This window comes from Lactobacillus sp. ESL0260 (assembly GCF_003692935.1).
In the GTDB taxonomy this organism is placed as follows: domain Bacteria; phylum Bacillota; class Bacilli; order Lactobacillales; family Lactobacillaceae; genus Lactobacillus; species Lactobacillus melliventris.
Genome location: NZ_REHO01000013.1, coordinates 236,320 through 250,987, shown reverse-complemented (window position 1 = coordinate 250,987; position 14,668 = coordinate 236,320). Strand labels below are relative to the sequence as shown.

At 37.4% G+C, this 14,668-nt stretch carries 3 protein-coding genes; 2 read left to right on the top strand and 1 reads right to left on the bottom strand.

Annotated elements, in window-relative coordinates; translation table 11 throughout:
- Window positions 1-102: 102 nt before the first annotated feature.
- Entirely contained in the window at window positions 103-11,028 is a 10,926-nt protein-coding gene (locus F5ESL0260_RS07550; RefSeq protein WP_158593826.1) for an SLAP domain-containing protein, read from the bottom strand.
- A gap of 410 nt (window positions 11,029-11,438) precedes the next feature.
- Here F5ESL0260_RS07550 and F5ESL0260_RS07545 point away from each other — a divergent pair, with 410 nt between their 5' ends.
- Both F5ESL0260_RS07545 and F5ESL0260_RS07540 read left to right on the top strand, forming a co-directional pair.
- Complete coding sequence (locus F5ESL0260_RS07545; protein WP_122026437.1) at window positions 11,439-12,791, top strand: MFS transporter; 1,353 nt, start codon at window positions 11,439-11,441, stop codon at window positions 12,789-12,791.
- 145 nt (window positions 12,792-12,936) lie between these two features.
- On the top strand, window positions 12,937-14,493 hold the full coding sequence (locus F5ESL0260_RS07540) for an SLAP domain-containing protein (protein ID WP_122026436.1): 1,557 nt from the start codon (window positions 12,937-12,939) through the stop codon (window positions 14,491-14,493).
- Window positions 14,494-14,668 lie beyond the last annotated feature (175 nt).

Here is a 14,668-nt window from a genome sequence, read left to right as displayed (position 1 = left end):
AAACAGAGCTGAATTCAATTTTCAGCTCTGTTTGATTTTGCAGAATAACTAAAAATAGCTCCTGAGTTCTTTAAACTCAAGAGCTATTTTAGTAAGCTACACCTATTTATTAAAATTAGTTTCTTTAACAAACTTATTTTTAGCAATGATAAAGTACTTTTCGTGGTTAATTTTGACAGGACTGCCATAAGTTTTAATTACTTGCTGTTTCCTTAAAACTTTTTTGCTAATTAGATTACCATGTTGGCTATAAACATAAGCATTATGCCTTAATTTAAGCATTTTAGAATCAATATTGTTAGTGGCAATGAATAAGCCATCATCCAGTTCGTAGTATTTTTTACCATTGATGAATTGCTGGTTAACCGTATTAACAATTGAACCGGCCAGTATAACGATCTTGTTAGCACGTTTACCGTTTTGATCATATAGATAGGAATTGTGCATAATAGTTTTGGCAGCTGCTGGTCGCGCATTTTCCGTTACGAGTTCGTTGAACGGAGCTGCACTAGCGGGTTTTTGCAAAGCAATATTTGCGGCCTTAATAAAGCGGTTTGGTGCAATAATGTAATATTTTTTACCCCGAATTGTGACTGCATTGCCATAGGTTTTAATATTATTGCCTTTTCTTAATACACCAGCTTTCTTTATGCGATTGCCATGTTTATTGTAAACATAGGCATTATGTTTTAATTTCTGACTTGTAGGAATAACATTACCCAGAGCAATATAGTAAATTTTATTCTGATTGCCTTTATCGACCAAGACGTAATAGCTCTGCCCGTTAATCTCTTTGGTGCCGTAAGAAGTAATGATTGAGCCGGCACCAAGAATAACTTTGTTAGCACGTTTGCCATTTTCATCGTAAAGGTAAGCGTTGTGCATTAAGGTTAATTCTTCGCTGCTGGTTAAATCAAGTTTTGACTCTCTGTCTTCTTTGCTTGATGTATTAACAGGCGTATTGTTAGCAGGGGCAGGAACGGAATGATTGCTAGAACTAGGTTCATTTTTGTGATTAATATCATGAAGAATACGGTCTATGGTGGCAGAATCCGTAACATTAAGATACATTTGCTTAATAGCATCATCACGTAATTTGGTAATTGTCTGACTGTCATTAACCTCAGGCTGTTTGAGAGCAGCGTTTGCCTTGGCCATGTCTGTCTCAATTTGGTTAATAATAGCTTTCTTTTCCTGCTCAGTGTATTTGCTTGATGACTGAATTTCACTTGTAGCTGCATTTTGTGCGTCTGCCAGAGCTCCAGCAGCTATTTCTTTTTCACCAATTAACTCTGTTGCGGCCAGCTTATCTGCGTTAGTAGAATTTTTGAGAGCATCTTTGGCACTTTCGTATGCTTGATCAATGCCGGTCGTATTTGCTTTATCCTTAAACCTGTCTTTGAGAAGTTTAACAGCGGAATCATAGGCAGCTGTTAGTCTTTCTTCTTGTACTTTGCTATCGTTGTTTAAAACATTCTCAAGTTCTTGACTATCACTTACAATAATTCTGCTTATCTTGTCAACTGCATTCTTTCTGGCAGTTTCTATTCCAGTTGAATCTTGAGCTTGATCAATAGTGCCCGTTTGATCCGAGTTAGCTTTAGCTGCTTCTTGGTCAATGTAATCTTTAATTGCCTGCTTTTCAGCACTAGTATAATCGCTGCCATCTTGATGCTTTAATTTATCAACTTGGTTTTTAGCATTGGCAGCAGTGTCAGCTACTGAGCCTTTAGCTATTTCTTTTACAGCTGCAATCTTAGCTGCTGTGATATCTTCAATTGAGTCACCATTCACCTGTGAGTGCTCGTGATATGCTTTATCAACATTGGTGGTGTCAGCATTTTCACCAAATTTTTCTTTTAGTTCAGCAACTGCTTTTTGATGTTCAGCAGCTAATTCATTGTTGGCTTCTGCTTTAAGCGAACTAATAGATTCGTCTTTAGCGGCATTACCAGCACTGCCAATATCGGATTTAGCGGTTTCTGTGATTTTAGCAATCTGGTCCTTTTTGCCTAATGTATCGCCTTTAGGAGCATTAACTGCATCAATTTGATCCTTGGCTTTCTGGCTATCATCTTTAATTTGCTCTTTCAGCCTGTTCTTTGTTTCAGCAGCTAATTTATCGTTACTGTCGATTTCTGCAGTTACTTTTGCAGCTTCTTCGTCGATGTCAGCCTTAGCCTGTTCCTTGTTAATGATGGTCATAGCCTCATCATAAGCGGCACTGGTAGTCTGGATATCAGTAGCATTATTAATAGCTTTAATTTGCTCGTCAATATGATCTAGCAATTCTGGTGACAGCTTATCTTTCAACCTGTCTTTTAATCTACTATATGCATTGTTAATGCCGTCTACTCCTTCAGCGCCCTTAAGGGCATTATTTTGTTCATCATTGAACCATTCTGGTTCAGTGCCAGTTTCAGGCTTAGCCAACAGCCGATCAATGTTTTGCCCAATATTAGTTTCTTCTGGGATGTCGGCACTTGTTGCAGCACTTTCGATATCTTGGTAGCTCTGTTTGTATGCATCATCAATTGCTTTTTTAGCTGCTGCCTTTTGCTCGGCAGTTAATTGAGATTGATCAATTACAGCATGAGCTTTGGTCTGTGTATCTTTCAGAACACTCTCGGCTTTCGTCTTTTGTCCAGCCAGGGCTGTTTTTTCTTTAATGCTGTTGATATTAGTAATAGCTTGTTTTCTATTATTATCTATTTGGTCTTTAGCGCCAGCTTCAGATTGCGAAACAGAATTAATGTCAGTTTTTGCTTGTTCAACAAGTTTTTGAACTTGTTCCTTCTGCTTTTGCTGGTCTGCTGGGGACAAACCAGATTTTTCTATGGCATCATTTGCTTCTTTTTGCGCTTGTTCGATCTGAGAGATTGCCTCTTGTTTAGCTTTAACTATTTCGGCTTTTTCTTGTGCAACTTGGAAAATACGGTCGATTTCTTTCTCACCAAAATTAGCAGTTTCACCTTCTGGCACTATACCTTGTTCGGTATTTTCAACTTGTGTTTTAGCATCTTCGTAGCGGTTTTCAAGCTTAATAGCGGCAATGTTAGCAATGGTTTTGTTAATGGCTTCTTCAAGTTGCTTTTGAAGCGCGTCAATTTGACCTTGCTCCAGGTTGGTTGCCACACTGGCAATTTCACCTTTACTGTTAACATAGTCCTTAAACTTGTTAATTTGTTTATTCTTTTCTGCAGTCAGTTTGCTTGGCAATTTCGCCTGATCAATGTTTGTTTTGGCATCTTGTTCTAACTGCGACAGCTGCTCGCTTGTCCCGCCATAAATTGAACTAATACCATCATTTAAAGCCTGGTCAATGTCTTGATAGCCGCTAGCGACATCGTTGCCAGCTAAGTCTAAACTATCAATGTCAGTTTTGGCACTTGCGGCGTGTTCTTTTAAGCTCTTAACGATTTGATTTTTACGATCAAAATCATCACCTAATTTGTTAATTGTGGTAATGCCATCATCTGCAGCTGTTTGAATTTGCGTAATGGTGTTCTGCTTACTGCTCCTAGCGTTAATAATCTTTGCTGCTGCTTTTTTTTGTTCCTGATCTATTTGTGCTTTCATTTGGTCAGCAACGGTGCTGTCTTCAGTTTCAGCAGCCTTAGCTTTGGCGTTGGTGGCTGCAGTTTGTAAATCATTGAGAGCTTGGGCTAGAGCTTCTTCGTTAGCAATATTATTATTGACCTTGTTAAGAGCTGTCTCACCATTACCTTTGGCAGCATTAATTTTATCCAGATCAGTGGCAGCAGAAATCTCGGCTTTAGCTGCACTTAAAGCGTCACTAATAGCCTTACTTAAGTCATCATATTGATTTTGATCAACTTTATTGTGCAAACGGTCATCGCTTAAGCGCTGGCTCAGTTTTTTAGCCTGCTCAACCAATGAGTTGTAGGCGGCATTTTGTTCCTGCAGCAAAGCGGCGTTATCTTTAGCATTTTGTACAATACCGGTAATGGCATTTTCAGCGCCTTGTTTGGCTTTTTCTACCTCGTCTGGACTTTGTGCCTTGTTAATATTTTGGATAGCTGTCTCTTTATTTGAGTTGATTAAGTCAATTTGCTGGGCTTTCTCAGTATCACTTAGAGCTGACTGTTCGATCTTCTGGATATTATCTGCAGCTGTTTGGGCAATATTCTCTAAGTATTTATTGGCATTATTCTTAGACGCTTGTAATTGGGCAGCGCTTAAAGCTTTGTCAATATTGATAATACCAGTAGTCTTAGCGGATGTAATATCGTCTGTTGTTTGCTGACCGTTAACCTGACTAACGGCTTTATTTTTGGCAGCAGTTGCCTGACTCTTATACTGAGCTTTTTCTTCAGCACTTAAGCCTGTAATTTGATCAATTTGAGCTAAAATTCCCGGAGCACCAGGATTATTAGTTTGACCGTTTAGTTCCGCTGTCAATGCTTTAATTGCTTCGTCTTTAGCATTTTTTATTTTGGCAGCATCATTAGAATCTGCTGTAGTCTTAATTCCTTTGATGTGATTAATGGCAGAATCTCTACTGCTCAAAACAGTGCTACTATCCTCAGCAGCAGTAATGGCTGAAGTGGCATTCTCTAGAATAGAATCAACACTGTCTTGATCCTTTTTATCTTTTAAGTTGTTTTTGATTTCGTCTGCGACATCTTTAATAGCTTTTCTGGCCTGTGTTTTGGTAATTGCTAAGTTACCACTTGCTTCCGCTTTATTGATTGCATTAATGGTATCAGTAGTGATTTTATTGATACCATCTTTTGTCTGGCCATTTTGTAATTTACTCTTGGCATCCGCAACAGCCTGATTAATATCAGAGATTGCCTGCTCATATTGGGAACTAGCTTCTTCTTTTTCTTCAGCGCTTAGAGTGTCATATGAAGATTTTAATCTGCTAATTGCTTCTTGAGCAGCTTGGTTAATAGCCTCTTCACTGTGATGTTTAGCATTCTCCAAATCAGCTGTCATAGCTGTGGCTGCAACCTGACCAATAGCATCTTTACCATCATTTTTGGCTTTGTCTACGGCATCATTATTTTTTTGCAATTCAATATTTTGCTTAGCTTTAGCTCTTTCATCGTTGATTTTTGCAATGGTTTGAGTTTTATCAGCGTCAGACATCGCAGATTGATTAATGGTAGAAATTGCTTGATCAGCCTGCTTGTCGACTTCTTGCTTAGCATGATCAATATTGGTATCAAGGCTTTGCGCATCCCTAATAACTGTGTTCATATTATCAATGCCTTGCTGCTTTTCAGAATCAACTTGAGCAGCAGGAACATTCTTTACTTTAGCAACTGCATCATTATAGTAATCGGTTAACTGTTTAATTAATCCGTCTTTAGTAGTACTGTTAACATTCTGTAAGTTGGTAATTTGATTAGAAACATCGGTGCAGGTGTTCAACAATTCTTTAAGGGCAGCGCTTCTACTTGATTGCAATACTACTTTAGCAAGAATTTTATTTAAAGCTTCCCGACCGGCGTTTGCTGCAGTAGCAATTTCATCTTGAGAATGAGCATTTTGAATATCAGTTTTGGCTGAAGTTAAAGCAGAACTAATTTCGTCATAGTAATCACCTTTTTCTTTGCCGGAAAGGTTAGGATCTTTTTCGATACTTGTCCAAATTTTTTCTGCTAGAGCATTTAGGCCAGTGTCTTTATTGGTTAAAGCATCATCTTTTTGTTGCTCTAAGTATTTTGCTTCTTCACTGGCAATACTGCTAGCAACGCTGGCCATAGCAGCAATGCCATCATCTCTATCTTTAGCCACTTGTTCAGCAGTCGAGTCGTTGTAAACTTTGCTGGTTGCCGTTTCGTAGAAGCTATTAATTTTGCCTGTTAAGGCGTCTTTTTGCTCGCTATTAATTTTATTATCGGTAAAAGCCTGATTAATAGTATCTATGTCTTTTTTCTTCTCATCTTGCAACGCTATATTTGCCTGAGATTTTGCGACTATTAATTGACCAGCCGCCAAATCCTCATTGATACTAGTTTTACCAGCTTGTCTAGCGGAATTAACACCATCATTGTCTTTAGCTGCATTAATTGCTGCTTTGGCATTAGCTAAGTCTTTATTAATAGTTTCTTGATAATGTTGTTTATCTTCTGGACTTAAAACAGTATCGTCAAAGTCGTCAATTGTACTTAAAGCGTTATTAGCTGCTTCTTCAACTTCCTTAATTGCATCTTGACGCTGCTTATTTAAATTAGTAGAGCCGGTATTAGCAGCATTTTCTTGATAACCAGTAATATTTTTAATGGCTCTGTCTTCATCTGTTGCAATTGCAGTTTCATTTTCATCTTGCGTGATTTTAGCAACACCAGCAGCAGTTGCGTTATTAATTAGTTCTTGAAATTTGGTTTTTTCTTCATCGCTCAGGTTTTTATTATTTGTAATCTTAGCAATGGCTTTGTCTTTTGCATCCTGAATTGCTGCAATAGCTTGATTACGTCGACCACTTAAGTTTTGCTCATCAAGTAAATTGTTTAATGCGGCAGTGCCTTCTTTAGTAGCTGTATTAGTATCAGCTATAGTTTCGGCATTATCAATGCGGCTAATATAGCCTTGACTTCCGGTAAGCAATTCACTGGCTTTATTGGCAGCATCGTCTTTATTCTTGGCCGTTAAATTAGGATTATTCTGAATTTTGTTAACAATGTCTTGTTTAACTGTTTCCAGTTGCTTTTTAGCAGCAGCCTTATAAGCACTTAAAACGTTCTGCTTACCGTCAATAATATCCTGGTTAATAGCGGTAAGTGAGTCATGGCTAGCAATCGTGTTGGTAGCATTAGTGGCAGCCTCATCAATATTAGCTTCTTGTTCAACTCCTAAATTGTTTTTAGCTTCAGTTGCATCTTGCTCAATTTGTGCTTTAGCAGCAGCCTTATAGGCATTTAAAACGTTCTTTTTACCGTCAATAATGTCTTGTTTGATGTCAAAAGCAGAGCTATGACTGGCAATCGTTTTGGTAGCATTAGTGACAGCCTCATCAATATTAGACTCTTGTTCAACTCCTAAATTGCCTTTAGCTGTCTCTGCGTCTGCCTTAACTTGAGCTTTAGCATTTTCTTTAAAAGCATTTAAGATATTTTCTTTAGCTGCATTTTCTGCTTTGGCAATATTTGAACTACTTGCAGCATTATCCTCAATTTTATCAATTGCCGCTAGGGCATCTGTCATGGCGGTTTCGGCTTGGCCAACTTGACCAAGGACATTCTCGTAGCCCTTAGTATAACCAGCAATTTCAGCTTTGGCAGCTGCTTTGTTAATTAAACTTTTAGCAGCAGCTTTTCTCTTATTGATAATTTCACCGTCATCAGTGCCATAAATAGATTTGGCAGTATCACCAGTAGTAGCTGTTGCAGCAGCAACTGCTTCATCTATTTCATCAAGGTATGTTTTTTGTTCATCCGCTGTTAAATCAGAATTTTGAATCCGTTCTTTAGCTTGAGCAGCTGTCTCCTTAATATCTTTTGCTGCTTGGTCTTTTACTTTATCCGTATGTGTGCCATTAATCTTATCAATACCATTGTTAAGATCATCTTTAGGATTATTGCTGTTAATAATATCTTTGATAGCTTGATTTAAAGCAGCTTGAATTTCAGGTCGATCATCACCATACTGTGCTATTTGCTTTTTAGCAGCAGCTTCTAATGCATTAATTGCATCGACGGTATCTTGTACACCTGGGAGTAGAGCTTTGGCTTCTTTTTGATGGTTATTAATAGCCGCTTCATCTTCGTCTTGATCAAGATCACCGTCAGGAGCAACAATTTCTTTTGGCCGCTTGAGCTTGTCTTTTATGCCGTTAATTAACTCGTCTACCGGTGGTTTAACATTTTCATCTTTAGCGGCTGCGTCAATAGCATTTTCGACTTTTGTAATTGCCTGGTTAATATCAGTTTTTACATTATCTCGGTAATCTTTTCCTGCTTGATTAATGGCATTAATACCGTCATTAACAACCTGATCGATGTTAGTGTTATTTGTGGCAGCAGCCTGCACTTTACTAATAGCTTGGTTTTTAGCGGCAGTGATAGATTGTTCTTGTGCAGGGAACTTTTTAACTTGCTCGTCGGCTTGCTGAGTTAATTTGTCAATTGCAGCCGCTTTAGCTTTTTCATATTCTCCTTGACTTTGGGCTGTTTGTATAGCCTTATCAACCAAGTCTAAAGCCGTCTTTTTCCTATTATTTATTTCACTGATTGCCGTCTTGGAAGATTGGACGCCATAAACTGATTTTTTAGAATCATAATTGCTATTTTTATTGGTAGAAGCATACTGGGCGGCTTCATTCAGTGCATCAGAGAATGCTTTTTCCTGATCTGCAGTCAAATTAGCCGGCTTTTTAGTTTTAGCAGCATTAATAGCATCAGTAATTTCCTGAGCTGCTTCTTGTTGTACTTCGCTAAACGGTTTGATGCCGAGACTAACTATAGTAGGGCGGTCGCCACTGGCAATGTCTAACGGACTATATTCAATGAAGTTTGCATGTGGAGTTAGTTGAATTGTGGCGTCTTTAGCCATCCTGGTAGTAATTTCGGCAGGGATGGTAATGGTGAAGGAGCCATCAGGAGCAACTTTAGCGGCAAATTTGGTAGGTAATGCTGCCAAATCATTTGCTTCACCGCGATAAGTATCAACAGTATCAGCGTAGGGATTAGCGATTGTTGAATCAATAACAGCTTGACCATTTCTGTATACACCACTATCTTTAAACCTGGCTAAAACATAGGCTTCGGTACCACCAGGTAAGATGTTTTTAAAAAAGCTGTCACTATCAGGACCATCTTTTGCAGGATCATAGTATAATACATGACCTTTGACCAGCTTGGAACCATCGTCTTGATTAGTTACCGTCACGTCTTCTGGGTCTATGTCTAAGAAGCCGCTTTGATTAGCCGGTGTAAATCTGATGTTATTGTAGCCTGGGTTATCTTTATTGGAAAAAGCTGCTTCCACGATGGCTCGAAAGAGCTGGTCATAGCTTTGATGATTGTAATTTTGCAGCAATTTCTGGAAGTTTTCAGGTGCTTTACTGAGAATGGCGCTAAGCTGGGGGCTATCTTTTTTGACTTTTTCTAAGTCGAAGATCCTTTGACCGTTTAATACTTCCAGTTTGCTAACTGCGACAGTTTTAGCGGCTTTTTCGACTTGTAAAACATGAAAAGGCGGCAAGACTAAGTTGCTGCCAAGAGCAGATCCATTTAACAGTTCACCAAGGTTTAAGGACTGGCGAACATTTGTGACCGTAATTTTATTATCACCGATAATGCTGGTACGGTCATTGTTGTTCAGATGAGCATCTAATACAAGAGAAGTAGGGTTATTAACAATTAGTTGCCCGGTATTGGCCACATCAACCAATTTTATTGCACCAGTACCGGCATCACCAACTAATTGGATTTCAAAGCCGCCGTTTTGCACGTTAGCTTTACCATCAATTTGCACTAGCGAACCAGTATAATTGCCCATGTTTTGCCCAGTAATTTTGAGAGCACCACCTGAGTTAATGGCAAAATCGCCCCCAATATAAATCAGGTTTTGCTTATTTCTAGTTGAAATATTTCCATTCGTGTTAACGGTAATAATACCGCCTTTTCCAATGTTAACTTTTGATTTGGCGCTATCTAGGTAAATTGCTCTGGCTTGCCCGTTATTTTGCTTGCCCACATAATTAATTCCTTCACTTTGTCCGATGTTAATGTTCACTTGACCGTGAACAGTTACTTGCGCATCGTCACTAATAAAGATGGCACTGATTGGATTGCCGTGTTCACCATTATTAGCACCATTTGTACCATCATATGCCTTAAGTGGGGTTAGGTTAACAACTGCTCCTTGTTCAACAGTGAGAGAATTGCCTTCCCCTCTCATTTCAATCAAGGTACCACCAAATGTCGAACCGTCAAAGTGGCAGCCTGCTTTAAAAGTAATGCTATTATTGCTGTTGGTAAATTCTAAAAGCTGCTGATTATTACCGTCAAACCAACCGCCAATGTTGCTTGGAATTTTGACAGTTTCCGCGTGAATTTGACCTTCAAAAATAATGTCAGTATTGTTTTTGGTATAAGCTAATTGTGAACCATAAAAGATAATGTTTCTAAAAGTGATTTTAGCCGTTTGCCCTCTAGTCATATTGTAAGTGTCAGCGACACCATAATAGTCGGTACTTTTAAGTATTAAGTTTTCATAAGTAATATCTAAAGAAGAATTACCGGTAAGAGTAGGGTGGTTACTCTTGAAATCAAGAGTATATTTCGCATTACCTGCAGACTTAATTAATAATTTTCTACCTTGAAAAGCCTGGCGATTATGACCTGTCTCTCTGTCAGCAATAATATTATTGGTAATATCAATTTCACTTACATTACTATTGGTTAGGGCGCTAATAAAATCCTTCCAGTTACCAACGCTTACTTTTTTACCAGCGTCTTTTGCATCTTTTGCGGTGATCTTAGACTTTGCGGCGTCATTATTTTGATCTGTTTTGCCAGTTTCCTGCTTAGCAGTATCGTCTGCATTGGGCTCTTCCTTGTCAGAATTATCAGTGTTAATATCTGTTTTATCTATATTGCCCTTGTTAATTTCATTGTTATCTGTACTGTTTGCGTTAGGCTCTTCTTTGTCTGGCTCGTCATTATTGGCAGGAGTTTGATCTGTTTGAGCAGTGTCATTTTGTTTACTGTTACTATTATTCTCCCTCAAAAACGAACTCAAGCCAGAAAATGCGGTTAAATTTGCTTCCCCTTCTGGCTTGTTTGTTTTGTATGTAGTAGTAGATATATCTCGTGCGGTATTTTTGTTGCTGTCTTGCGAAAAGATTTCCCCTTGAGAATAGGCCTTCTTCTCAGTTAGTTGAGGTGGAACAACTGTATCAGCCTTAACTGTTTTGCTGTTTAAGCCTAAAAAAGTAAAGCCAAGCAATACAGAAGTAGTACCGATACTCAATTTACGAATTGAGAAATGGTCTTGCTTAGCCTGCCTTGCCATTTTTTTCACCCGTTCATTGTAATTATTCTTTCCTAACATAGAAATTTCCTTTCTAATTTCCATTTACTATATAATTATCAATTTAGTAGATGATGATATAAATGTCAATTATTGCGTTTTATAAAGTATTAGTTTATAAATAACAAGTTTTGCAAAAATAAGACAGCGTAAATTAAATAAAGATAACGCTAGCATTAAATTTTAGATAACAATAATTGGCTTTTATAGGCAAAAATTAGATGATGATATTAAAAAAACTGTTCAAAATAAGACAGCTAAAATTTATATATATATTTAAATAATATTGTTATATAATTTATTTAATTTGCTAAAATACGAAGGAAAAATGCGGTTGCCGCAATGCATGATTTGTTATGTTTCAAATTAGTTGCACCATTTTAAGTATTGAGAAAGTTCTATGATATCCTGAAGGGGAGGAGGCATTTATGATGTTTAAATGGATTTTAAAACAGCCTGATTCGAATATGCTAGTTCCTAAAGAAAAAGTGGCACAAACATACAGATGGCGGCAATTAGGGGTTTTACTAGCAACTTGTATTGGCTATATTGGGTACTACATCATTCGCCTTGTATTTACCACAGAACAAAATGATATTATGAAAGAATATCATTTCTCTACAGCTAATATTGGTCTCATTTTGTCTTGTTTTGGTATTGGCTACGGCATAGCAAAACTCTTTATGGGGGTATTGGCAGATAGGTGTGATTCCAACCGGTATTTAATGGTAGGACTGTTATTGTCTGCAATATTAAATATTTTTTTAGGTTCAACTCACAACCTTTATTTAATGATGTTGTTAATGTTTTTAATGGCAGTCACACAAGGAATGGGGGCTGCAGCTTGCCAAAAAATGATTCAGCTCTGGTGGGGACCAAGAATGAGGGGAACAATGTATTCCATTTGGTCTTCAGCACATAATGCCGGCTCATTTATTTGTGTGGCCATAGTGCAACTGGCGGTTTTCCTTTTTTCAGGTTCAATTCCAGCTGTCTTTTATACATCCTCAGCAGTTTCCTTTATCATTTGCATCTTAATTTTAGTTTTGGGTGCTGATAGACCTAAGGTGGTCGGGTTACCTGATATTTCTACTTATACAGGTGACAAAGTTATTCTGGATAATGGCCAAGTTTCGACTGCGGATCAGACTGATTTGAGTGTTAGCCAAATTTTTGTTAAGTATATCTTGCAAAATAAATTAGTTTGGGCAGTTACTCTGACTTCAATGTCACTTTATCTGGTTCGCTACGGCATTCAGAGCTGGATCCCATCTTATTTGGTCCAGAATAAGGGCTTCGATCCTGCAGCTGCTAAATGGATTATCGGCATTTTTGAATTAGCATCAGTTCCGGGAGTAATTATTATTGGAGCGATTTCAGATGCTTTAAAAGGTCGCCGAGCATTAGTTTCAATCGCTTGCGTAATTGGGACGTTAATTTGCTTAACGCTATATTTTTTCAGTAATAATCATGCTCTGATAATTGCCGCTTTAATCATAATGGGTAATTTAATTTACGCACCGCTGACACTTGTGGGACTAATGATTAATGAGGTTGTCCCGAAATATGCAGTAGGTGCGTCAACGGGCTTCATGGGCTTTTTCCAATACATTTTTGGTGAAACTCTAGCAACAGCTTTAATCGGGATACTAGTTGATAAATTTGGCTGGATCGCCAGCAACTCGGTTCTTTACGTTGCCTCATTTGCGGCATTAATTTTCTTAATTTATACCGCTATTAGTGAAAACAAGATGCGTCAAGAAGCAGAAAGTAACAATAATTAGATTAAAAGAATTTTGCAGACATTTTACATTGATGCAAGAGTGTTAAAAAAAGGTAAGTAATGCTTTAAGCTATTTGAATTAGCGATTTTTAAGTATACAATATTATGTACCGATATAATTTTAAAAATAACGAGGTTGGAAACAAATGAAGATTAGTCGAAAATTATTAATGGTATCTGCTGCTGCATTAATAGGTGTCAGTCCTGTGCTTAGTGCAAGTCAAGCTGTTGTGGTTCAGGCCGCTAACAAGACTACCGCTAAGAAAAAGACGACAAAGAAGAATACCATTAAGTTGGGTCATAATGCTTATGTTTATGATAAAAATGGTAAACGCTTGAAGACCTACATGGGTAGTGCTAAAAACACTAAAATCGCTAAGGGCATTACTCTATCATTTAGTAGTAAAGTAACTATTAATAAGAAGGATTATTACAGTATCGGTAATAATGCTTTCATTAAAGCTACTAATGTTGGCTATGTTAATGGTAAAAAGGTGACTAAAAGTGCACCAGTAGCTACTGCAAAAATTAAGCATAATTCATATATTTATAATGCTAAAGGCAAAACAGACAAGAAGAAAATTAAGAAAGGTCAAACTGTTACCGTCGACCAGTTAATTTATATTGGTAAAAAATTGTTTTACAGAATTGGTGGTCAAAGTAATCAGTTTATAAAAGCCGCAAATGTTGGTAAAACCAGTGGTGCTAAACTGAAGCCAGTAAATAAAAAGCCTGGTAAAAATGAAAATGTACCAAGCGATAATCAAAACGACCCAACTGTAATTCTTCTTAATCACAATGCTTATGTCTATGATAGTAACGGTGACACCACCAAGACTCTGATTAGGAGTGGTGAAAAAGTCACAGTTGATAAATTACAATATATAGGTAAAAAGCTTTATTATCATATTAATGACGCTAATTACCCAGGTAATGATCAATGGGTTAAAAAGAATAATGTGGGAATTGTTACTGGTAAGCAACTTGAGCCTGCAAATTCAAAGCCTGAAAGTGACGAAAATGTGACCACTGTTACTTTAGCTCGCACCGCTAATGTCTACAACAATAAAGGTGTTCTGCAATCAACTAAGACTTTTGCTAAAGGCCACACTGCACGTGTAACAGAATTACGTTATATTTGGGTAGCAGCTGAAAACCAATCTGCACTGTTTTACAAGTTGCAAAGTGATAAAAATGGCTATCTGAGAGAATCAGATATTAGTAATGTTAATGGTGTTAAATTATCACCAGTCAACACTCCAGAAGCAGCTAAGAATGAAAATACTTTTGCTTCAGCAACCGATAAAAAAGCTTTGCAGGATGCTTTGAGTCAAGATACAACTGTTAAAGCCAGTGATGCTTATAAGCTTTCTGCTAAATCGTTGCGTGATGCTTATGACGCGGCTATATCCAGTGGAAGTCAGGTTAACACTGCTAAGTCAACTGTTACTCAAGTAAATGATGTTTTAAGTAAAATTAATACTGCTAAGGCAGCTTTAAATGGTAAAAAGATAGTTGTTAGTGATTTAAAGAACTTGTCATTAACTGAAGCCAGTCAAATTGTTGATTTAGTTGCCAGTGTAAATGGTGTAGACAAGAGTGCTGTACAATTTAGCAACAATAATACGATACTGACAATTATTAGTGCTAATGGTTTCCAAAAACCTGTAACTATCACTGATTACGTCACGACAAATAAATAAAGTGTAAATAAAATCAGATAAACTAAAAAGAACGCAATTCACTGAAAATGTGAACTGTGTTCTTTTTTTATTTACACAAAGAGAAACATCTCTTAAAGCGTAACTAATTTAGTTTCTTGAAGTTTAGGAATACATATTTTTAAATTGAAAGGTGTTTTTTGTAAAAAGCGCGTTA